The 21,435-nt window shown below is 59.7% G+C and carries 17 protein-coding genes; 3 read left to right on the plus strand and 14 right to left on the minus strand.

Going from position 1 to position 21,435, the window contains the following annotated elements:
- Nucleotides 1–163 precede the first annotated feature (163 nt).
- The 8 genes from ACODSD_RS24090 to ACODSD_RS24125 form a co-directional block, all read right to left on the minus strand.
- Nucleotides 164–553 carry a hypothetical protein gene (locus ACODSD_RS24090; protein WP_486635940.1) on the minus strand — a complete coding sequence of 130 codons (390 nt, stop codon included), beginning with the start codon at nucleotides 551–553 and terminating at the stop codon, nucleotides 164–166.
- Nucleotides 554–576: 23 nt separating this feature from the next.
- Nucleotides 577–957: a hypothetical protein gene (locus ACODSD_RS24095; RefSeq protein ID WP_488878529.1), complete on the minus strand. Its 381-nt coding sequence runs from the start codon at nucleotides 955–957 to the stop codon at nucleotides 577–579.
- Between the two features lie 480 nt (nucleotides 958–1,437).
- Nucleotides 1,438–3,960 (minus strand): DEAD/DEAH box helicase, encoded by a 2,523-nt coding sequence (locus ACODSD_RS24100; RefSeq protein WP_488878530.1) that lies wholly within the window; start codon nucleotides 3,958–3,960, stop codon nucleotides 1,438–1,440.
- 12 nt (nucleotides 3,961–3,972) lie between these two features.
- The gene (locus ACODSD_RS24105; protein ID WP_488878531.1) at nucleotides 3,973–4,899 is read right to left on the minus strand and encodes a HamA C-terminal domain-containing protein; all 927 of its coding nucleotides are present in this window, start codon (nucleotides 4,897–4,899) and stop codon (nucleotides 3,973–3,975) included.
- A gap of 617 nt (nucleotides 4,900–5,516) precedes the next feature.
- The gene (locus tag ACODSD_RS24110; RefSeq protein WP_488878532.1) at nucleotides 5,517–7,130 is read right to left on the minus strand and encodes a sensor domain-containing diguanylate cyclase; all 1,614 of its coding nucleotides are present in this window, start codon (nucleotides 7,128–7,130) and stop codon (nucleotides 5,517–5,519) included.
- Between the two features lie 297 nt (nucleotides 7,131–7,427).
- Entirely contained in the window at nucleotides 7,428–8,828 is a 1,401-nt protein-coding gene (locus ACODSD_RS24115) for an efflux transporter outer membrane subunit (protein ID WP_488878533.1), read from the minus strand.
- Complete coding sequence (locus ACODSD_RS24120; protein ID WP_488878534.1) at nucleotides 8,825–11,959, minus strand: multidrug efflux RND transporter permease subunit; 3,135 nt, start codon at nucleotides 11,957–11,959, stop codon at nucleotides 8,825–8,827. The genes ACODSD_RS24115 and ACODSD_RS24120 overlap by 4 nt, the downstream gene beginning before the upstream one ends.
- A 15-nt stretch (nucleotides 11,960–11,974) precedes the next feature.
- On the minus strand, nucleotides 11,975–13,114 hold the full coding sequence (locus ACODSD_RS24125; protein ID WP_488878535.1) for an efflux RND transporter periplasmic adaptor subunit: 1,140 nt from the start codon (nucleotides 13,112–13,114) through the stop codon (nucleotides 11,975–11,977).
- Nucleotides 13,115–13,247: 133 nt separating this feature from the next.
- On the opposite strand from ACODSD_RS24125, the gene ACODSD_RS24130 reads away from it, so the two are divergent.
- Together ACODSD_RS24130 and ACODSD_RS24135 are read left to right on the plus strand one after the other, a co-directional pair.
- Nucleotides 13,248–13,985: a response regulator gene (locus tag ACODSD_RS24130; RefSeq protein ID WP_107801976.1), complete on the plus strand. Its 738-nt coding sequence runs from the start codon at nucleotides 13,248–13,250 to the stop codon at nucleotides 13,983–13,985.
- Complete coding sequence (locus tag ACODSD_RS24135) at nucleotides 13,982–15,043, plus strand: ATP-binding protein (RefSeq protein ID WP_488878536.1); 1,062 nt, start codon at nucleotides 13,982–13,984, stop codon at nucleotides 15,041–15,043. Before ACODSD_RS24130 ends, ACODSD_RS24135 begins: the two co-directional genes overlap by 4 nt.
- On the opposite strand, the gene ACODSD_RS24140 is transcribed toward ACODSD_RS24135, so the two are convergent.
- From ACODSD_RS24140 to ACODSD_RS24150, 3 genes are read right to left on the minus strand one after another with little or no spacing between them, the layout of a single operon-like run.
- Nucleotides 15,040–15,492 carry a GNAT family N-acetyltransferase gene (locus ACODSD_RS24140; RefSeq protein ID WP_488878537.1) on the minus strand — a complete coding sequence of 151 codons (453 nt, stop codon included), beginning with the start codon at nucleotides 15,490–15,492 and terminating at the stop codon, nucleotides 15,040–15,042. The two genes, ACODSD_RS24135 and ACODSD_RS24140, sit on opposite strands and share 4 nt — an antisense overlap.
- Nucleotides 15,493–15,496: 4 nt before the next feature.
- Nucleotides 15,497–15,997, minus strand: coding sequence for a hypothetical protein (locus tag ACODSD_RS24145; RefSeq protein ID WP_107801972.1), 501 nt, complete (start codon nucleotides 15,995–15,997; stop codon nucleotides 15,497–15,499).
- Between the two features lie 14 nt (nucleotides 15,998–16,011).
- On the minus strand, nucleotides 16,012–17,544 hold the full coding sequence (locus ACODSD_RS24150; protein WP_488878538.1) for an MFS transporter: 1,533 nt from the start codon (nucleotides 17,542–17,544) through the stop codon (nucleotides 16,012–16,014).
- 84 nt (nucleotides 17,545–17,628) lie between these two features.
- Between ACODSD_RS24150 and ACODSD_RS24155 the strand changes: the two genes are divergently transcribed.
- The gene (locus tag ACODSD_RS24155; RefSeq protein ID WP_488878539.1) at nucleotides 17,629–18,591 is read left to right on the plus strand and encodes a LysR family transcriptional regulator; all 963 of its coding nucleotides are present in this window, start codon (nucleotides 17,629–17,631) and stop codon (nucleotides 18,589–18,591) included.
- 392 nt (nucleotides 18,592–18,983) lie between these two features.
- On the opposite strand, the gene ACODSD_RS24160 is transcribed toward ACODSD_RS24155, so the two are convergent.
- From ACODSD_RS24160 to ACODSD_RS24170, 3 genes are all read right to left on the minus strand, one after another.
- On the minus strand, nucleotides 18,984–19,700 hold the full coding sequence (locus ACODSD_RS24160) for a hypothetical protein (protein WP_488878540.1): 717 nt from the start codon (nucleotides 19,698–19,700) through the stop codon (nucleotides 18,984–18,986).
- A gap of 469 nt (nucleotides 19,701–20,169) precedes the next feature.
- Entirely contained in the window at nucleotides 20,170–20,922 is a 753-nt protein-coding gene (locus ACODSD_RS24165; protein WP_488878541.1) for a hypothetical protein, read from the minus strand.
- A 73-nt stretch (nucleotides 20,923–20,995) separates the two neighbouring features.
- Nucleotides 20,996–21,435, minus strand: a 440-nt coding sequence (locus ACODSD_RS24170) for a hypothetical protein (protein WP_488878542.1), incomplete at its 5' end; no start/stop codon positions are given.

Here is a 21,435-nt window from a genome sequence, read left to right on the forward strand (position 1 = left end):
ACGCCACAGGCCGCCGGACAGCCGCCTGTTTGGTGGGTATCGCCTGACGGCTCCACCCACCCTACCCAAACGCGGCCCCAAACACGGCTCCAACCGTAGGGTGGGAGGAGCGCAGCGATACCCACGCGGAAACGAGTTCGACGCCACACCGCCGGACAGCCGGCTACGGCGTCCCCCACATGGTGTGTTGCCTTTGGACGGCCAAAGGCTCCGGCATTGGCGCGCCCACCAAGGCCTGGCGGGCGGTGACCATATTGCTGAAGCCCGCCAGCCGATAACACTGCCGCACACAGGTGTCGCGGTTGGTCCACTTGCCGGACGCCCACATCCGCAACAAGGCGGTACGGGCTGGCTCGTGCTCGCCGCGCCATTGGTCCCAAAGCTCAAAACCCACCTGCGCCCGCCTGATCTCCAGATGAATGCTGGCGGTGTCGGCCGGATGGTCCGGGTGCTCGTCCGTCAACGCAATGGCCCCGATGCGCTCTTCATAGGCGGAGATCAAACTGGCGGCGCGTTTGAGGACGTCGTGGTGCTGGATCAGCAGCCTCATCATGACAATGCTCTCCTTGGCCGCCATCACAACACTCCGTTGACGTGCTCCAGACCGCGTTGCAAACGCTGCTGTATCGGCTCCAGCAAGGCCAGCGCCTTCTCGCTGCTGAACAGCAATGGCTCGTCGCGGCGTTCCAGCAAGGTCAGCAGCGCCAACAGCCCGGTGTGGGCGGCGCGGATGTCCATCACCCCGCTCAGCAAGGCGGAGTCCAGCTGGATATAGCAATCGTTCAATTGGCGGCCCAGATCGCCCAGCAGCAGCACATTGCCGGCGGCGGCGGGCAAGCGCTGAGCACAGGAATGCAGTTGCTCCATCACCGGCGCGGCGGCGGGTTCGGGGCGTTCTCCTGCGTCATGGGGGCAGGCGGGCGGCGGCATTGCGGAGGGAAAGGTAGAGAAGGTCATCACGGTCTCCATGTCATCTTTGGAAACCTGCCCAGGCGAGGCTAGGGCAGGCACATGACAAGGTTGCAAAACCGGCTGACTTTCCAGTGACCGGCAATCCTCTCGGATTCCCTGCCACGGCCCGCCCCGAATGGGTACGGCGTGGCAGCAGACGTAACAGTGCCAAAGCGGACTGTCGTGTCTGCGGGAAAGTCAGTTATGGGTTTGCAAGCCCTGCGCCGTGTGATTGAGCACGACGCGGGACCAAGCCTAAACAGGCTGGGAGGGGGCGTCAAGGGTGGGGGCTTTGATGGACGGTGCGGCTCAGACCGGGGTGGCGAAAATAGATTGTGCTTTTGCTTCTTACTTTTATATGTAGTAAGCAGGGGCAAAAAAATGTGTGTTTAAATTATTAATTTTTCTTTGCCCCTGCTTTATATTTGAATTGGATTCTGTGTGGCTGATATGGGGTGTTTTGGTGCTGATCACTACTTGAAGTTGTCAGCTGATTAATTCCTTTACTTCAAATTTGCACATTACTGGCATCTGTGCATAATTTAAATCTATTCTCCTGAGGAAGGTAATGTAATCATGGTGGTCTTCTGCTTTCGAGAAGTCGTACATGTTTACTAGGTGTATGGTGGTGAAACGAGATATCCCTAATGCCATGAGGTTGAGCATGGCTTTATTGCATGATCCAAATTCTAGATAAATGTGAAATGGTTCAATTTTTTCTGCGGCATGCTTTTGGTTTTTGTTGTTTAAAATAAATCTTAGCATGTCTATGTATGCTGAAAAATACTTCACAAGCTTGAATCGTATTGAGTCATCAAGAATATTAAGAGTGTCTCTTATTATCTTTGAGGCAGGCGTTTCAGGGTAGCTCTCATGAACTTTATTTATTCTATCGGATAAAATTCTCTTGGTTGGATGCCCCCAGATCCAGTTGTGCGCCAGCCAGCCTATTAGAGATGCAAATTTTTTATCTACATTCCATTCGAAGTACTCGTAGAATTTGGAAAAAATAAATTCCATTCTGGCTTTTCCGCCAGGAGTGTATGGTGATATGGGCAGATAAAGATGCAGGTTAACACTACTTTCTAAGTGGTTATATAGATTTTGAAGGGAGTCAGGTCTGATTGCTTGGTTTTTTGATATTATTTCTAGTGGAATTGTTGTTTTGATTTGTGAAATTGAATTTATGGTTTCATTGATTGATGTAGAGTTAATTTCGTTTCTATACGATTCTATAGGTGATGTGTCTTTTGTCGTTAAAATGTCAAAGTATAGCTTCCCTAAAGCAGCTTCTGCGCGGTCTTTGTTTTGCTCTGTAAGCTCCCCTCCTTTAATTAGTTTTTGTAAATCGGTTCCTCCATCCTTCATCACGTCACTAATAGCAGAAGAAATCTCTTGTAGCTTTTCACCTTTGTAAGATTCTTCTCTCCATGTTGATGGGCGAATACACCAAATGTTCCCATGAAATTCTTTTAGTAATCTGCCTGCGCGACCTGCCAGATTTAGGAAGTCTGCTCTTTTCATAGCATGATCACCAGACTTAGGGTCTTCAATGATTATATGCTTTGCGGGTAGGTTCACACCTTGTAATAGAGTGCTTGTACAACATATGATTTTGATGTCACCATTTCGAAATAATCGTTCAACGCCTGATCTTACCAAAGAAGGCATCTTACCATAATGGAATGCAACTCCTCGGCGTAGACAGTTAATTAAAGGGTACTCTGGGTGAATTTCACTTTTGAGAAAGTCTATAAAAACAATAATATCGTCAGATAGGTTGATGCTTTCAGATGCTTTTGCTATTTCTTCTGCGATATTTTCTGCGTCAGATGGAGTGTTCGAGTAAGATATTACGGAGTCTATTTCATTGCTAAGCATGAGTGCTATGTTTGCACGTTGAACAGTTTTGCCTCCTCTAAGCTTGAAATCTAGTGAGTACTCTCCTATGTTTAGATGTTTCTCTCTAGTTAATAAAGCTAGATGCATATGGCTGGGTTTTTTTTCTACCTCAGAAAGAAGTAGGATGTTTTGTGAAACTGGTGATAATGACTCGACAAAATATCGGCCATTTCTATTTCGGCCAAATAGCTCTAGAAAATATGAGGGGTTTTTTATAAGGGGGCTTGCAAACAATATGTCTATGTTAGGGAATTTCGACAGAGCCATGCTAACGGCACTTTCAAGCACAATTCCCCTTTTCCCTTTTTGAATTTCATGAGCTTCATCGACAATGAGAGATGTTATGAACAAGTGTTCCTCTGGCGTATTTAACAAGCTAAGTAGGCGCTCTTGGGTTAAGACATAGATGGCAGCCGTTTTGATTTTTTCTCTTGGAACAGGAAAGGGTGCAGTTTTTACTGCAACATCTTGAATGGAGTTTTCTTTAAGAGTCCTTCTGATTCTACTGGATACTTCAGCTATTAAAGCTCTGGTAGGAACAATGTAAACTATTGATTGCCCCTTTTGTTTTTTTATCTTTCTAATTAAATCTAAATTTAAAATGAAGGATTTGCCTGCGGATGTCGGTGCAGAAAAACTAATAGACTGCTCTTCGTGTAATGACTGGAATAGTTTGTATTGAAAATCTGTTAGTAGAGTGGGAGTGTCGCTGTTAATATAAATAGAGTTTTCAACTTCCCTTGCGATACACTCCAGTTTTAGAACGGAGGAGATAGGTTGGGTTGCATTGTTTAAATATCTATCTCTAAGTAGAGCCCTGCCTGGAAAGTTCCCTATTCTTGAGAGTAGCACTTCCGCGGCATTGACAATTTTCTCGTTTTCACCGTCAGTGACCTCTAGCAGTCTTGTTATTATGTCGTAGCATAGGGCGAGGTCATCGCTGTTGTCTGAGAGGGACAGTATTGAGGCTTGTCCAAATAATGTTGAGATTTCTCTGGAGGAAAAGTATGCGATCTCAACATTTTTCGTGAATTTAGATAGTTGCTTTTTAATGCTACTTATTTCTAAGCGAGAGATTAATTCTTCTAGTTGTGAATTGTTTGTCATTTTAATTCCTGGTTAATTCAAGGCATCGTTAAAAGCATTTCTAAATTCTACGACAGATGGAAATGGAATGAAGAAAACTTCGAAGCGTAAGTGTTTTTTGTTAAACGCATCGAATTTACTCTGTAATAAATTCACAAGGCGAGGTGCGTCGTCTGAAAATTTATTTAAAAAATCATTCTCTAACTCTTTAGCTCCGGTCCCAAATATCTCTGTAAACTTCCTAAAGTCATACCCAATAAGGCATGCGTGATTAATTCTAACGTTTGGTCCTGGTTGTCCATGGATGATTAGCGATGAAATAGCTTGTTTTGTTTCTTCGTCGGCATACTTGAAATGCTTTGTGGTCATGGTGAACTCATGCTCAAACATTTCTATATCATGAAATTCGTTTATGCTTTTAAGTGCAGAATCAATTGCATCTGATGATTTTTTATAAAGTTTTGACTCTCCAAAATAAAAATCTACTACTTGATCTTTCCCGTTGAAGCGAGCATGTATTCCATCTGATCCCTTTACTTCATCTTTGTGGTTGGTTTTCAATTCCATTTTTGAGACTACCTGAGGTGCTTTTAATATTGATTCAATTAAAAAGAACAGCAGGATTTCTCCAGCTTCTCCTGTCTTGTCGGGAGATTCGTCGGTAATGTCAGGGTGTCGAAAAAGTCGTCGAGCTTCTCTAGTTAGTTGAGTGGCTTGTTGTGTAGTAAGTACGTCAGATCTATTTTTGGATGAAATACAGTAATCGATAATGTATGAGTATAATAAATTGGCTAAAGCCTTCATCATTGGCTGGCCATTTCCATCGAATTTTAAATAATGGAGCCTAATTTCTGCAGAAATTCCATTTATGGTGTATGTATGTTGCATTATTCCGATGCACTGATCGTGTTCTGCTTTTTCTATAGATCCATGATTATTTATACTCTGATACTGATGCATTTAAGATCTCCATCTTGTACGCATAAATAAAACACTGTATTGGTTGAAATTAATTCACTTTTGATTGATGTTTTGATTTTGATCAATCCGTAAAATTACTTAATGTGTCTGTTGTGGTAGGCTAAATTTTTATTTGTAAATCTATCGATATCTTCTCACAAAACTATACCGTTTGCATGGTGCGGTGAAGCGTTTTCTGCTTGTGGAACATGACTTACATATGGCTGCAGGTCGAAAAATACTTGGATATGGAGGATGTAAGCTAAGGGGGAAGAGTAGTTAACTCTAATGCTGATTTTTTTACAGAGAGCAATTTACATGGCGCTTTGCTCTAATTTATTGATTTCAAATGAATTTATTGATGTTCGGCGGAGGGTGTAGAGGGCTGTTGAGTGTCCAGCTTGTCTACATTGGGGTGGATAACCTCACTGTAAGGGGGAGGTAAGGTTGAATTAGTGAGGGCTTTTTGAACATGAAGACCCTTACATCTAAGTTACTAAAATTTTTTGTGATGGAAGAGGCGCTTTACGTTTAAGAAATGGGGATGACTTAGCGAGCCTGCTAGCCTTTCAACTGCAGAATATCTTTCTATAGCGAAGCTCTCGTGAGACTGGTTTTCACCCCGCTCCCTCCACCCGATTCCGCCCATTCGCCTTGGCCCGATACAAGGCTTCGTCCGCGCGCTGGACGATGGTTTCGTGGGTGGCGTCGTCGTCGCGCGCAGTGGCCGCGCCTATGCTGACGGTGACGACGCCGGCCACGGTGTCGGAGGCGGCGGACACCGCCGCGCGCACCCGTTCGGCCAGCACCAGCGCGCCTTCGGCGTCGGTGTCCGGCAGCAGGAGCAGGAACTCCTCGCCGCCGTAGCGGGCGGTGAAGTCCGTGGCGCGGGCCGCGCCGTTCAGGGCGGCGGCGATCTGTTGCAGCACCTGGTCGCCCACCGCGTGGCCGTGGTTGTCGTTGACGCGTTTGAAGTGGTCGGCGTCCAGCAGCAGCACGGAGTAGGGCGCGCGGCTGCGGTGATAGCGCTGGTATTCCGCCGTCAGCCATTCCGTGGCGGCCATGCGGTTGCCCAGGCCGGTCAGCGCGTCGTGGCGCGCCATCTGCTCCAGTTGCGCCGCTCTTTCCTCCAATTGGCGTTTGGCTTGGCTCAGCGCTTCCGTGCGTTCCTCCACTTTTTGTTCCAGGCCGGCGTTGGCGGCGGCCAGCTCGCCGCGGCGCGCCAGCAGGGCGGCGGTCATCTGCCGCATGGCCTGGGCCAGTTGTTGCAGTTCGCGGGCGCCGCTGCGCAAGCTCCAGTCCGCTTCTTCGTCGCCGGCGCTGACGCGCTGGGCGGTGCGGGCCAGGGTTTCCAGCGGGCGGCTGAAGGCGGTGGCCAGCCGGTAGACCACGATCATCAGCAGCAGGGTGATGATCAAGCCGGGCAGGGTCAGCGCGGAGCGCAGCCGGCTGAGGGCGGCAAAGGCTTGCGGCGGCGGCTGGCGGACGATGACGCGCCAGCCGGGGCCGGGGGCGTCGTCTATCGCGGCGTCGGCGTAGAGGTAGGTTTCGCCATCCGCCCAGTCGCCTTGTTGGTAGCCGGGGCCGCTCAGCGGCGCGGGCATGTCCGCCTGGTCCGGCGCGCCGGGCGGGAACAGCGGGGTGTTGTTCTGGTTGACGATGAAGACTTGCGGCGCGTCCCCGGCGCTGCCGCGGGGCAGGCGGTCGTCGATCAGCGTCGCCACCCAGGCCCAGGCGCTTTGGGCGGCCAGCGCGCCGCGCAGCTTGCCGGCCTCGTCATGCAGCGGGGCGGCGAATTCAATGCGGGGAGACGGCGCCTTGCCGCTGGCGGAGACGATGCGGCCGTCCGGCGCGATCACGCCCAGCCAGGCGTAGTCCGGGTTGTGCAGCCTGATGTGTTCCAGGCCGCCGCGCAGCGCCGGGCTGTCCAGCGGGGCGCTGAGGAAGACGGGGGTTTGGGTGTGCAGGGCCAGTTCTCGCCGCCTTTGGCTGAGGCCGGCGGCCAGGGATTTGGCGATGCCGCGCGCGGTGGCCTGCAAGGCTTCGCCCTTGTCTTGCAGCAGGCCCTGGTTCAGTTGCGGTTCCAGCGCGGTGTCCAGCAAGGAGGCGAGCAGGAACAGGCCGCCGAACAGCAGGCTGAGCCGCAGCCGGAAACTGCGCGGCGAGAGCTGGGAGAGAAGCTTCATCTTGGTGCGGCCAATGGGGTGGTACAGCTTTATGTTTGTATCCACGGGCGCGGGATTGCAAGGCGGGAGGCGGGGTAAAAAGAGCGCGGCCAGCGTGGGCCGCGCGAAAGGAGGGGATGGGGGTGTGCGGTAAGCGGCGCTGAGAACCTGTTTACGATCTGCTGCGCGTGGTGGAGCGTTACACGGTGAGTACCGCTTCGAAATGCTGATGTACCCCGCGTACATTCCACTTTCTCAGCGGTTTTCGCCTAGCGCGCGAGATCGCAAACACGTTCTTAGAGCGGCCAACAAAATCTCTGAGGCAAGGTGCGCCGACGCTGCATCAGGGGGTTTTCGCCGTTTTTACTTTTCGGTGAGGCCGCCGCCCAGCGCCTTGTACAGCGCAATGGCGTTGCTCAGTTCGCCGCGGCGCAGGTCCAGCAGCCCTTGTTGGGCGGCGTAGAGTTGGCGTTGGGCGTCCAGCAGTTCCAGCCGGCCGTCCACGCCGGCGCGGTAGCGCTGGCCGGAGAGGTCGGCACGGCGTTCGGCGCTGGCCACCGCGCGCGCCTGGGCGTCTATCTGGCGGCTGAAGGTTTCGCGGCCGGCCAGGCCGTCGGCCACTTCGCGGAAGGCGATCTGGATGGCGCGTTCGTATTCGGCCACGGCGCTGGATTTGCGCACTTCCGCCAGCCGCAGTTCGGCGCGCAGCCGGCCGCCCTGGAACAGCGGGATGTTGATTTGCGGCGCAAAGCTCCATACGTGTTGGCCGCCGTCGAACAGATTGCGCAGGCCAGGGCTGAGGAAGCCGGCGGAGGTGCTCAGCGACAGCCGCGGGAAGAAGGCGGCGCGCGCGGCGCCGATGTCGGCGTTGGCGGCTTCCAGCTGTTGTTCGGCTTGCAGGATGTCCGGGCGGCGGAACAGCAGCTCGGAGGGCAGGCCGGCGGCCAGCCGGGTCACCACCGGCTGGCGGTCCAGCGGCAGCGGCTCGGGCAGGTCTTCCGGCGGTTCCGCGCCCAGCAGCAGGCGCAGCGCGTTGCGCGCCTGGTCCGCCGCGCGGGCGCGGGCTTCCAGGTCGGCGTCGGCGCTGGCCACCTGGCCTTCGGCCTGGGCCACGTCCAGGCCGCCGGCCTGTTGCGCGTCCTTGAGCCGGCGCGCCAGCGCCAGCGATTGCCGCCAGTCCGCCTGGGTGCGTTCCGCCAGCGCCAGTTGTTCGCGCGCCAGCCGTTCCGCGAAGTAGGCGTCCGCCACCGCGCCCACCAGGGCGATCTGGGCGGCGCGGCGGCCGTGGTCGGTGGCCAGGTAGCGGGCGAAGGCGGCGTCGGACAGCGCGCGCACGCGGCCGAACAGGTCAATCTCAAACGCGCTGACGCCCACGTTGACGCCGTACTGGTTTTGCACGGCGGCCGGGGTGAACGGATCGGTTTCGCGGTTGGCCGGGCTGCGCTGGCGGTTGAGGCCGGCGCCGGCGTCCACGGACGGCAGCCGCGCGGCGCGCTGGATGCCGTATTGGGCTTCGGCGGCTTCCACGTTGAGAGCGGCCAGGCGCAGGTCGCGGTTGTTGCGCAGCGCCAGCTCTATCAGGCTTTGCAGCCGGCGGTCGCCGAACATGGCGCGCCAGCCCAGGTCGGCGGCGTTGGCGTTGGCATCGTCCGCGGCCGTCGTGGCGTAGCGGGCCGGCACCGGCGGCTCCGGCTTGCGCAGCGGCTGGGTCAGCGAGCAGGCGGAGACGCTTAAGGCCAGGGCCAGGGGGAGGAGCGCTTTCATGATTCAACTTTCTGTTCCGCGGCCGGACGCGGTTTGCGCCAGTTGGCGATGCGCGCTTGCGCGCTCATCACGACCACGAAGAATACGGGTACGAAGAAGATGGCCAGCACGGTGGCGGTGACCATGCCGCCGAACACGCCGGTGCCGATGGCATTCTGGGTTTCGGCGCTGGCGCCGGTGGCCAGCATCAGCGGCAGCACGCCCAGGCCGAAGGCCAGCGAGGTCATCAGGATGGGGCGCAGCCGCAGCCGGGAGGCTTGCACCGCGGCGTCCACCAGGCTCTTGCCTTCTTCATGCAGTTGTTTGGCGAACTCGATGATCAGGATGGCGTTCTTGGCGGACAGGCCAATCACGGTGATCAGGCCCACTTTGAAGAACACGTCGTTGGGCATGCCGCGCAGCATCACCGCGCCGATGGCGCCGATCAGGCCCAGCGGCACCACCAGCATCACGGACAGCGGGATGGCCCAGCTTTCGTACAGCGCGGCCAGCACCAGGAACACCACGATCATGGACAGCGCCATCAGCATGGGGGCCTGGGCTGCGGATTGGCGTTCCTGCAGCGATTGGCCGGTCCAGGCCAGGGCGAAGCCGGGCGGCAGTTGCGTGGCCAGCCGTTCCATCTCGGCCATGGCCGCGCCGCTGGAGTAACCGGGCGCGGCGCCGCCGGACAGGCGGGCGGACGGGTAGCCCTGGAAGCGCACCAGTTGCAGCGGGGTTTCGGACCAGGCCGGGCGCACCACTTCGGACAGCGGCACCATGCCGCCGCTGGCGTTGCGCACGTAGAGCTTGAGCACATTGTCCAGCTGCATGCGCGCCGGCGCGTCGGCCTGGATGATGACTTGCTGCATGCGGCCGGCGTGCGGGAAGTCGTTGACGTAGGTGGAGCCCATGGCGGTGGACAGGGTGTCGCTGACGCTGTTGAAGGACACGCCCAGCGCCTCGGCCTTTTGCCGGTCTATGTCCAGGCGCACGCTGGTGCCGGCCGGCAGGCTGTCCGGGTAGACGCCCTGGACGATTTTGCTGCGGGAGGCCAGTTCCAGTAATTGGGCTTCGGCCGCTTTGAGCGCGGCGTGGCCCTGGTTGGCGCGGTCTTGCAGCCGCAGGCTGAAGCCGGAGCTGGTGCCCAGTTCGTCGATGGCCGGCGGCAGCAGGCTCATCGCCGCGCCTTCCGTGACGGCGGACAGGCGATGTTGGGCGCGCATGGCTTCTTCCACGGTGCTGCTGTCGCCGCGTTGTTTCCAGTCTTTGAGCACGGCGAAGTTCAGCGCCGCGTTGGGGCCGGAGCCGGAGAAGCCGTAGCCGATGATGGAGATGCTGGACTGGAGCGCAGGGCGCGTCGCCAGATGGTCATCGAGCGTTTTAACCACGTCGCGGGTGCGCTCGACGGTGGCGTCCGCGGGCAAGAGAAAGCTGGTCATGAAATAGCCCTGGTCTTCTTCCGGCAGGAAGGAGGAGGGCAGCGCCTTGAAGCCGGCGGCCAGCGCGCCGGAGATGGCCAGGAACAGCAGCATCACGCGGCCGGCGCGGCCTATCAGCCGGCCTACGCGGGTTTCGTACCAGGCGGTGAGCTGGGCGAAGCGGCGGTTGAACCAGCCGAAGAAGCCGCGCTTTTCATGGTGTCCCTGCGGGATGGGCTTGAGCATGGTGGCGCACAGTGCCGGGGTCAGCGTCAGCGCCAGCAGCGCGGAGAACAGGATGGCCACAGCCATGGACAGGGAAAACTGTTGGTAGATCACGCCCACGGAGCCGCTGGACAGGGCCATGGGGATGAAGACGGCGGTGAGCACCAGGGTGATGCCGACGATGGCGCCGGTGATTTCCTTCATGGCTTTGGAGGTGGCGTCCCGCGGGGACAGGCCTTCTTCCGCCATCAGCCGTTCCACGTTTTCCACCACCGCGATGGCGTCGTCCACGATGATGCCGATGGCCAGCACCATGCCGAACATGGTCAGCACGTTGATGGAGAAGCCGGTGGCCAGCATCACGGCGAAGGTGCCCAGCATGGCCACCGGGGCGACGATGGCCGGAATCAGGGTGTAACGCGCGTTTTGCAGGAACAGATACATCACCAGGAAGACCAGCACCATGGCTTCCAACAGGGTCTTGATCACTTTTTCGATGGAGATCTTGACGAAGGGCGCGGTGTCGAAGGGCACGGAGTAGCTGATGCCGGCCGGCATGGAGGTGCTCAGCTCGGCCAGCCGCGCCCGCACCGCTTCCGCGGTTTTGACCGCGTTGGCGCCCGGCGCCAGCTGCACGCCGGCGAAGGAGGCGGGCTTGCCGTTTTCGCGGCTGACGAAGCTATAGCCCTGGGAGCCTATCTCCACCCGCGCCACGTCGCCCAGCACCACTTTGGAGCCGTTGGCGTTGGCGCGCAGCACGATGGCGGCGAACTCTTCCGGCGCGGTCAGCTGGCCTTGCACGGTGAGCGGCACGGTGACGCGCTGGCCGGGCAGGGCGGGCGCGGCGCCCAGGCTGCCGGGGGCGATCTGGACGTTTTGCTGGGCGATGGCGGCGGTGAGCTCGCTCATGGACAGGCCGTAGGTGATCAGCTTGGCCGGGTCCACCCAGACGCGCATCGCTTGTTCCGTGCCGAACTGTTGGACGCGGCCCACGCCTTCGATGCGGCGCAGTTCTTCGGCGATATTGCGCGACAGGTAGTCGCTGAGCGCGCCTTCGTCGAAGCGGCCGCTGTCCGAGCGCAGGCCGATCAGCATCAGGAAGCCGGAGGAGGCGGATTCCACCATCACGCCGTTCTGGCGCACCGGGGCGGGCAGCCGCGGCTCCACCGCCTTGAGTTTGTTCTGCACGTCCACCTGGGCCAGCTCCGGGTCCGTGCCCGGCTTGAAGGTGACGGTGATCTGGGCGATGCCGGAGGTATCGGCCGAGGATTCGAAATACAGCAGGTTCTTGACGCCGGACAGCTCGCGCTCGATCAGGCTGAGCACGCCGTCGCTCATGGTCTGCGGCGTGGCGCCGGGGTAGCTGGCGGTGATGGTGACCGAGGGCGGCGCCACCGAGGGGTAACGCGCGATCGGCAGCTGCGGGATGGCGATCACCCCCAGCAGGATGATGAACAGGGCGATCACCCAGGCGAACACCGGGCGGCGGATGAAGAATTGAGACATGGCGGCTTCCTTCGATCAGCGCTTGGCCGCGGGCGCGGCTTCGCTGGCGGCCACCACGGCGCCGTCGGCGAGGCGTTCCATGCCCTCGACCACGACCTTCTGCCCGGCGCGCAGGCCGGAGCGGATGCGGTATTGGCGGTTGGCCAGTTCGCCCAGCTCCACCACGTTCAGCCGCGCCTGGTTCTTGGCGTCCACGGTCCACAGTTGGGTTTTGCCGCCGATGCGCACCACGGCCTGCTGCGGCACGGTCAGCGCCGCCGCGTAGCTGGCGCGCGGCACGCGAGCGCGGACGAACATGCCGGGCAGCAACCGCCGCTCTGGGTTGTCCACCAGCACGCGCAAGAGCACGTCGCCGGTGCCGGCGTCCACGTTGACGCCGGAGAACAGGATGCGGCCGTTGAGGCCGTAGGGCGCGCCGTCGTCGCGCAGGATGGACACCGGCAGGCCGCCGCCGGCGTTGTCCGGCTGGGCGGCCAGGCTTTGGCGCACGGCTTCCAGCGCCGCCGCCGGCTGGCGCACGTCCACGTACACCTGGTCTATCTGTTGGATGCGGGCCATCGGGGCGCCGTCGGCGCCGCCCACCAGCGCGCCCTCGGTGACCAGGGCCTGGTCGATGCGGCCGGAGATGGGCGCTTCCACGCGGGAGAATTTCAGGTCCAGCTGGCGGCGGGCCAGCGCGGCGCGCGCCTGGGCCACGTCCGCGGCGGCCTGATCGCGCTGGGACGCGGCGTCGTCGTAAACCTGGCGGCTGACGGCGTCGGTTTCCACCAGCGGCTTGAGGCGGGCGGTTTGCACCCGCGCGCGCGCCAGCGCGGCCTCGGCGCGTTGCAGCGCGGCGGCGGCGGTGTCCACTTCCGCCTTGAACGGCGCCGGGTTGATCTGGAACAGCGGCTGACCGGCGCGCACCTCGGTGCCTTGCTCAAATTGCCGGCGCAGCACAATGCCGCTGACCTGGGGGCGGATTTCCGCCACCCGCACCGCAGCCACGCGGCCGGGCAGGTCTTCGCTCAGCTTGAGCGGGGCCGGGGCCGCGCTGAGGGTGCGCACCGGGATCGCCGGCGGCGGCGTTTGGGTCTCGGCCTGTCCGCAGGCGCTCAGCAGCGCCGCCGCCAGCAGGCAGCCGCCGCCGTAGAGGCTGGCTCGTTTACTCTTCATTTCCACTCCAATCAGGCTTGGGCGGCGGGCCGCCCGTAAAAAATATGCGGCAGTATGCCGGGGCCGGATGGGGTTTTTCGTGTGGTAGCATGGAGATTCGATGGAGATGCAAACAGGATGCGAAATCGGCGCCATGACTCAGACAATGCGACCGTCCGGCGGGGCTCAAGACCGTCAGGCCTTGATCCTCGTCGCTGAAGACGAACCCGAGATCGCGGAGATTCTCACCGCCTATCTGACCCGCAGCGGCATGCGCTGCGCGCACGCGGCGGACGGCCGGCAGGCGCTGGAGCTGCATCTGTCGCTGAAGCCGGATCTGGTCTTGCTGGATGTGCAGATGCCGCGGGCCGACGGCTGGCAGGTGTTGGCGGAAATCCGCCACCGCGGCGACACGCCGGTGATCATGCTGACGGCGCTGGACCAGGACATCGACAAGCTGATGGGCTTGCGCATCGGCGCGGACGACTACGTGGTCAAACCCTTCAATCCCGCCGAGGTGGTGGCGCGCACGCAGGCGGTGCTGCGCCGCTCCATGTCCGGCGCGCGTCAGGCGGAGCCGCGCGTGCTGCGCGCGGAGCCGTTCGAGATCGATCTGGAAAACCACGAAGTGGCGGTGCAGGCCGGCAAGCAGCGCCATGTGCTGACGCTGACCCTGACCGAATTCAAACTGCTGGCGCAACTGGCGCGCGCGCCGCGGCGGGTGTTCAGCCGCGCGGAGCTGCTGGCCGCCTGCCTGCCGGAAGGCGACGCCTTGGAGCGCACCGTGGACAGCCACATCAGCAAGCTGCGCAAGAAGCTGGAGGAGTGCGGCGTGGACGGCGTGCCGGTGGGCGTGCGCGGCGTGGGTTACAAGCTGTGGGGCGCGGAATGAGGCTGGAGGGGCTGAGCCGGCAGATCGCGCTGTCGATGGCGACGATGGCCTTCTGCGTGACCGTGCTGGTGGTGGTGACCGGCTTCACTTTCTACTATGTGGCGATGACCTACTGGCCGGTGCATTTCGAGACGCCGGGCTGGAAGATGACGATGCCGGAATGGGTGTGGCTGCTGTCCAGCACCGTGGCGGGCCTGGCGCTGTCGGTGGTGATGGGCCTGCGTCTGGCGCGCCGCATCCTGGTGCCGCTCAACTCGGTGGCGGAGGGCATACGCCGCGTGGCTCAGGGCGATCTGGACGCGCGCGCGGCGGCCGGGGACCGTTCGCTGCGCGAGGCGGCGGCGCTGGCCGACGACTTCAACGCGCTGGCGGGCCAGTTGCAACGCATGACCAAGGAGCAGGCGTTCTGGAACGCCGCCATCGCCCATGAGCTGCGCACCCCGGTGACGGTGCTGCGCGGACGGCTGCAAGGGCTGGCGGAAGGGGTGTTCACCCCGGACGAGAACCAGTTCCGCCGGCTGCTGGCCCAGGTGGAGAGTCTGGCGCATCTGATCGAGGACTTGCGCGTGATCAGCCTGGCGGAAAGCGGGCATCTGGACATAGAGATGCGGGACACCGATCTGGCCGCCGAAGTGCGCGCGGTGGTGGAGGTGTTCGAGGACGCCTTGTTGGCGGCCGGCTTGCAGGCGGTGCTGGATCTGGACGAGCGCCCGGCGCATTGCGATCCGGTGCGCATCCGTCAGGCGCTGCTGGCCTTGCTGGACAATGCGCGCCGTTACGCCCAGCCCGGCCTGGTGCGGGTGCGGCTGCGCATGGAGGACGGCCTGTGCAGCTTGCGGGTGGAGGACGAGGGGCCGGGCATTCCAGACGATTTCGCGCCGCACGCCTTCGAGGCCTTCCGCCGCGCGGACGCGGCGCGGCAAAGCGGCAAGGGCGGCAGCGGCCTGGGGCTGGCGGTGGTGGCCGCCATCGCGCTGGCTCACGGCGGCGAGGCCCGTTGCAGCCGCGTGGGCGGCGGCAGCCGCTTTGAGCTGAGCTGGCCGCAGCCGGCGTCTTAACCGGCTGGGCGCGCAGCCCGCTTCATGAACACAAGCTCCGGGTCGCCGTCGTCCAGATTGTCGATGCGTCCGCTTTCCCGGAAGCCCAGCTTGTCCAGCAAGCGCCGCATCGGCAGATTGGATTCATTGGCGGAGGTGAACAGCTTGTCGCCCGCGCATCGCCGTTCAAACTCCGCCATCAAGGCGCTGGCCACGCCGCGGCCTCTGGCGGTTTCCGCCACCATCAGCAGCGGGATGAAACGCTGTTGAAAGAAGGAGCGGTCCAGAATGCCGTAGCCCAGCGCCTCCTCGGCCTCGGCCAGCCAGCAGCTTTGCGCGGCGATGGCCTCGCCCAGCATCCTGCGCCGGGCGGGGTCCCGCTGCGCGATGGCGTCGACGCCGATCAGGGCCGGCAGGTCCGCCGCTTGCGCGGCTCGTATCTTGAGATCCAGTTTGAGCATGGCTTGCATGTGGTCATCCCGCGCCCGCTTTCAAGGCCGCGTTGATGGTTTTCCACTGCCGGGCGGCGCCGGCGATGAAGAGCAGCAGCAGGACGCCGGTGGCGATCTGGAGGGCGGGCGCGTCGGGGCTGGACAAGAGGGGATGGCCCAAGGGCAGCCGGGTGGAGGTTTCCGTGACGGCCGGAATCCAATGGAACAGGAAGGTGGCGGACAAGCCGACGGCGGACGCATGGGCGGCCTTGCCGCCGAAAAGGCCCTTGAACTCCGCCAGCAGCGCCAGCAGCAGGACGACCAGCGTGATCAGGGCCAAGGCGTGCGGCTTGCCGAAGCCGCCGTGCTGAAAAATGCCCAGGGCGGTGACGCAGCTGATCACGGTGCCGATCACATAAGCCTGGCCCAGGCGATTGCGCGGGCTGATCCTGCCGTCGCGCCACAGCGCGATGGCGCCGAAAGCGACCGCCAGCAGGCTGACGGCGGTATGAAAGATCCCCAGCGGGGTGAGTCCATATAGCATTTGGATCTCCTTGCTCATAAAGGCTTGGATGCGGCCGGGCCGGAGTCTTGCCGGCCCAGGCTTTGCTGCCACAGCACTATCACTATAAGACCTATGGCCATCACGCATTCCAGCCGGAAGAAATCCAGGCAGGACAGCAATTGCGATTGCTGCGTCAGTTGCCCCGCCAGCACGGCCATTCTTTGTTTGGCGCTCAGCTCCGGCAAGGCTTGCTGCAATTGGTCCAGCGCGGCGTTGAACGCCGGGTTGAGCATGCTGAAGCCCTCGGACAGGCGCTGGTAGTGCAAGGCGTTGCGCGCTTGCAGAAACACTGTACTGGCGGCCACCCCCATGGACAGCGACAGCTGACGGACGATGTTCTTGGTCTGGTAGGCGCGGGCGAAGTCGGGCTGATCGATATGGCTGAAGGTGGCCTGCGCCACCGCCATGATGAACAGGGACATGAAGCCGCCGTTGCAGATCAGGATGCTTACGATCAGGCTGGCCGGCGCGTTTTGATTGAGGCCGGACATCAACACGCCGTAGAGCAGCAGCAGGCAGCAGGCCGCCGCCATCATGGCGCGCACGCCGCGCGCCCGGCGCTTGAGCAATAAGAAGGCGTAGAGCGTGGAAAACAGGATGCCGGCGACAAAGCTCACTGACAGCAAGCGCCCGGTTGTCGGCAGATCAAAGCCCAGCGCCTGCTGCGCCATCACCGGCAGGATGTAGCTGTTGGCGGAAACCAGCAGATAGCAGCAGCTGTAAAAGCCCAGGCCGGCCAGGTAGCGCAGCTGGAGCAGGGCTTTCTTGCGCAGCGGGCGCCGCCGGCGGTGGTATTGCCAGCCCCAGCCGGCCAGCAAGGCCAGCGCGAGGATGGCCAGCAGCCATTCGGGCCGGGAGAAGAAATCGTAGGGCAGCTGTTGAATCAGCCATTGCAGCGCCAGCACGCCGACAATCATGCACAGGAAGGCGCGCGAGCCCTGGGTGTGCGGATGGGCCGGTTCCGCCCGCTGGCTGAGCAGCCGGGTGGCCGGCCAGGCCAGCGCCAGCGCCGGCAGCACGGCGAAGAAAATCCAGCGCCAGTCCTGGCGGCTGATCAGTTCCGCGCCCAGCAGCGGGCCGCAGGCGGAGCCCAGCATCAGCGCATAGCCGAAACAGAGCAGGCCCAGCATCTTGCTCTTGTCCGTCAGCGCGTTCACCTCCACCCGCGCCGCGGTGAAGAAAGCCGCCCCGCCCAGGCCTTGCAGCGCCCGGCCCAGTATCAGCTGGCTGGGGCTATTGGCGAAACCGCAGGTCAGCGCGCCGACGCCGAACACGATGATGGACAGGCGGATATAGCGCCGCATGCCCAGGCGGCGGCTCAGCCATTCGTGCTGCAACAGCACCAGAACGGCGGCGCTGGCGTAAGCCATGGCCGCATAGCTGAACTCCTCCGGCGCGGCGCCCACGCCGCCCATCACCTGGCTGGAGGCGAAGTTGAGCAGGCCGTTCTGGAAGAACTCCAGACAGGCGATCAGCATGATGGAAATCAGATACCAGGGCGTGGCTTGCGTGCGTTCGGCGTTCATGGGCTCGGGACTCGGGAGGGTGTCCCCATTATCGGAGCCGGCTATAATTCAATGAAATCGATTGTTTACATGGTATCTATCGAAATGACTGATATAGATGCGGTCTGGCTGCGCCGCCTGGATCTCAACAATATGGTGGCCTTGCACACGCTGCTGAGCACGCGCAGCGTCAGCCAGAGCGCGCGGCTGCTGTGCCTGGGGCAGCCGGCGGTCAGCCATCTGCTCAAGCAGCTGCGGGAGCAGTTGCAGGACGCCTTGTTGTACCGGCACGGCCAGCGCATGATGCCCACCCCGTTCGCCGAGGCCTTGCTGCCTGAATTGGACGCCTGGCTGGGCGCCGGCGAGCGCCTGTTCCGGCAGCGGCCCGTGGACCTGGAAACAGTGGAAAGAACGGTGCGGCTGGCCTTGCCGGACGCGCTGGAGGCCGCCTTGCTGCCCGGCTTGCTCGGGGCCTGCCGCGAGCGGGCGCCGGGCCTGAGCGTGGATGTGGCGGCCTTGTCCGCCGCTCAGGCGCTGGCGGCGCTGGAATCGGCGCAGATTGATTACGCCGTCGGCTACTTTCCCTTCCCCACGCCCCGGCTGGAACGCCAGACCCTGCTGCGCAGCGGCTTCGCCTGCCTCTATCACCGCGGACAGCTGCAATTGCCGGCCGTGGTGGGCGCGGAGGAAGTGGCGGCTTGGCCGCATGTCTACACCTCTTACATCGGCGAAGCGCTCAGCCTGATAGACCATTACCTGCAACTGCGCGGCTTGCAGCGCCGCGTCCTGGCGCGCGCCGCCAGCCTGCTGGCCATTCCGCCGATACTGGCGGCGGTGCCGGCGGTGGCGGTGCTGCCCTCCGTGGTTTGCGCCATCGTCGGCCGGCATCAGGCGGGCATGGCGCGCGCGCAGATAGACGAGCCGAGCTTGCGGATCGATGTGGAGTTGTTATGGCATCCCAGGGTGAACGACGATCCGGTACATCAATTCGTGAGGACCGAGCTGGCCGGGCTGTGCGCGGGCGGCCGGATCGCGCCGGATGGCGCTGAGGGGGAGGACATGGCGTAAAAAACCGCGCCGTTTGCCGGTCGCGGCTTTTTTGATCTGCGGCGCTTGCTGCTTTGCAAGCAGAGGTGGCCCGACAGGGATTGAATTGGATTGAAAACCCATTGTTTATAAATTGATTTCATTTCTTACGGTCGATAATGTACCCCTAAAGATACCCCCAGTACTATTTTTTGCTGGCAGGAATGGCAGTTTTCGACACAGAGCTGATGCTGACCATACCTCCGCTAAGGTACCGGTTCTCGGCCGAAGCGGACACTGAGGGCACTTGGCTGGGCAGTCCGCTCCTGACCCAAAGCAGTCGGTGCCTTCATGAAAAAGCGGACACTAACGTTTGAATTCACCGGCGCTGCGCGGCTTTAGCGCGCAGCGTCCGGTGGAATGAGAGGTTAGACCTAGAACCCTTTTATGGTAAGTGACTGGTTGGCGGTTTCAATCAAGCTCCCCAAGAAGTCTGAGACACCATTTAGGTATCTCTGCATTTCGAGCGGCACATCTTCGAGTTTTTTACCTTGATAGGGCAAAAAGTACGCGAAGGTGACCAGGCGACTATTAACTACCGGATCATGCTTAATGGAATTATTGAGGACTCGACACTCATCGGCGTTTACGAAGTTTTCGCACTCCCTCAAATTTATTCCGATGGCCTCAAATTCAGTCAAGAAGTTATCCCAACGATATGGGGCCGATACATCTTCTGGTTTGCAGCTATCTGTAAGGCCTTTGAACCCGCGATAAACCTTTCCTAAGAATTGCTCTGCAATGGCCCAGAGACCGACTACTGCCATGTGGTCGACGAAGCTGATGACTCTTTTGTTTTCAATATCTTTTGCAATTACGGCGTCAAACAGCTGGGACTTCTGATACTCCTCGAATGACTCTATGTCGCCAGTGAGTTTGATGTCCTTGAGGTTAAGAGCATCAAGTTTTTCTTCAATATGGGTGATTTCCTTATAGACGATTTGATGGATCCTACAGAAGTCGAATAGCCTCCAATGCAGCTCTCCTTGCAACGCGCCTAAAGGCCCTGCAATGTTGCATATAAATGGAATTGGCCCATCCTCCGTGCCGGGAGGAAATTGCGAAACGGAAAATATTGGGGTGTGTGTCATAGGATGTAGGGTCTAACGTTTGACGTGAGGGGCCGCCGTAGCGGCAAAGCCGCGAAGGGAACCTGTAAGCGCAGCTTGCAGGCGGTCCCTCTCGACGAAGTGGCGTGTGTGCCATTTGCTCCAGTTAAAAATTTGTTAACGCGGACGTCTCGATAACCGATTTGGGCGTACCCCCAGTAGATGACGTTTGCCAACCCGTGCAGGACGTCTTTTTGATTTGACGAAGTCAGCTGACTGTGTATGTGTGTTTCCACTGCAGTCATACTTGCGGCAGCTACTGGTGCATTGACAGAAAAATCAAAATAAACTGCAGGAAAGCCGTAGTGTTTGATTGCTGCCTGCAGGTCAGCTACCTGTTGCATAGTTAATGCCACTGAATCCTCCGGATGCATAACGTAGAGCTAACCGGCACTGCGCGGCTTTATCGCGCAGCGTCCAGCGACCGAAGGGAGCGAGGTTGAGCGCCATGTTAGGCCCGCGCATGCAGTCTCACGAGATGCTTCATGAATGACGAGGTGATTTCAAGAACGAACTCAATTTCTTCTTCGATGACCGCGTCGTCGTGTTTGACGTACGTGTTGTGATACTTGGCGTAGTAGTCAACGAGTTTGACGAACATGTTTGCCAGTTCTGGCGATCCGCCGCGGCTCTTGATGTACCCACCCAAGAACGAAATTTGATTCTCAAGGGACTTCTCATTCTGAAGGAGGGCACAGAGAAGTTTTTCTAGCCCGAGTCGGAGATCGTCGAGCAAGTTTCGTTTGAAGGCGCCGTGCTGATACTTCTCCAGCGCCTGTCCATACAAAGACAACGCTTCTGGGAATCCACTAAGCCAGTGTTTGGTTTCCTCAAGAAGTGTCTCGTTTACCTCGGAGGGTGTGTCTTTTGGGTCAAGGTGCCCATAACGCGTTACCAGCTTGACCTTGAGAGCCTGCCGCTCCTTGTTTGGCACGAGGCCGAAGGAGGTATGGTCGCAAAGCTCCTTCAGAATCCGGTAGCGCTGTTTTGGCGAGAACGCCATAACGTTCTCATACAGTGCGGTGCGCTTGTTTCCGGCATCGAATGGGTAAGTCGCATGGGGAATCGTGACGTCGTACTCCAGTGCATACGCACCGGTTGCGCGGACGATGACTGGCCCACTGAGTCCGGTGTTCGTGTCAGCAAGGATGTCGGCCGCATGCTGGACGAAGATCGCGGGAATGTCTTGTTCAATAGATGGCATAGGGCGGGTGGTGACTCGCGGGTCTAACGTGTGAGTTCAGCGGACGCAGAAGGCGGTCCGCTGGAACGAATTGTTAGGCACGTTTCGTTCTGTTCTCCCGGATACAGCCAAGAAGGCGACGCCATGAAAGTCCATTCTCGCAGCACTTGGCACGAAATTCGGGAAGCTTAAAAATCTTGGCATTGCTGAATCCTCCAAGCCTAGTGCGATGTACGTCCCAAGAAGACACCACAAGCGCTCGATCAAAATCTTGTCCCAGTGCACGCATTCTCTCTGCTGTTTTCCGATGAAGGAGCCTGGCGCGGATCAGGAATAGCGCTCCGAGCATGTCTTTGATGTTATTGAAATCAACATTCAAAGGAAGGCAGCTTTGGCCGAATAGCACGTTCATCGGTAGTGATCGCAGTTGGCAGCAATGGGCCAATTGATAACCCTGTTTTTGCCGCGCCTCAGCCAGGCACACACACTTAAAATCCCCCCGAAACCGTGGATTGAGCCTTAAGTTGTTGTCCT

The sequence above is a fragment of the Chromobacterium sp. FG22 genome, assembly GCF_057809415.1.

Bases quoted from the DNA above. Each gene is read 5' to 3' on its own strand.
- ACODSD_RS24090 (WP_486635940.1), bottom strand. From the start codon at position 553: ATGATGAGGCTGCTGATCCAGCACCACGACGTCCTCAAACGCGCCGCC.
- ACODSD_RS24095 (WP_488878529.1), bottom strand. From the start codon at position 957: ATGACCTTCTCTACCTTTCCCTCCGCAATGCCGCCGCCCGCCTGCCCC.
- ACODSD_RS24100 (WP_488878530.1), bottom strand. From the start codon at position 3,960: ATGACAAACAATTCACAACTAGAAGAATTAATCTCTCGCTTAGAAATA.
- ACODSD_RS24105 (WP_488878531.1), bottom strand. From the start codon at position 4,899: ATGCATCAGTATCAGAGTATAAATAATCATGGATCTATAGAAAAAGCA.
- ACODSD_RS24115 (WP_488878533.1), bottom strand. From the start codon at position 8,828: ATGAAAGCGCTCCTCCCCCTGGCCCTGGCCTTAAGCGTCTCCGCCTGC.
- ACODSD_RS24120 (WP_488878534.1), bottom strand. From the start codon at position 11,959: ATGTCTCAATTCTTCATCCGCCGCCCGGTGTTCGCCTGGGTGATCGCC.
- ACODSD_RS24125 (WP_488878535.1), bottom strand. From the start codon at position 13,114: ATGAAGAGTAAACGAGCCAGCCTCTACGGCGGCGGCTGCCTGCTGGCG.
- ACODSD_RS24130 (WP_107801976.1), top strand. From the start codon at position 13,248: ATGACTCAGACAATGCGACCGTCCGGCGGGGCTCAAGACCGTCAGGCC.
- ACODSD_RS24135 (WP_488878536.1), top strand. From the start codon at position 13,982: ATGAGGCTGGAGGGGCTGAGCCGGCAGATCGCGCTGTCGATGGCGACG.
- ACODSD_RS24140 (WP_488878537.1), bottom strand. From the start codon at position 15,492: ATGCAAGCCATGCTCAAACTGGATCTCAAGATACGAGCCGCGCAAGCG.
- ACODSD_RS24145 (WP_107801972.1), bottom strand. From the start codon at position 15,997: ATGCTATATGGACTCACCCCGCTGGGGATCTTTCATACCGCCGTCAGC.
- ACODSD_RS24150 (WP_488878538.1), bottom strand. From the start codon at position 17,544: ATGAACGCCGAACGCACGCAAGCCACGCCCTGGTATCTGATTTCCATC.
- ACODSD_RS24155 (WP_488878539.1), top strand. From the start codon at position 17,629: ATGACTGATATAGATGCGGTCTGGCTGCGCCGCCTGGATCTCAACAAT.
- ACODSD_RS24160 (WP_488878540.1), bottom strand. From the start codon at position 19,700: ATGACACACACCCCAATATTTTCCGTTTCGCAATTTCCTCCCGGCACG.
- ACODSD_RS24165 (WP_488878541.1), bottom strand. From the start codon at position 20,922: ATGCCATCTATTGAACAAGACATTCCCGCGATCTTCGTCCAGCATGCG.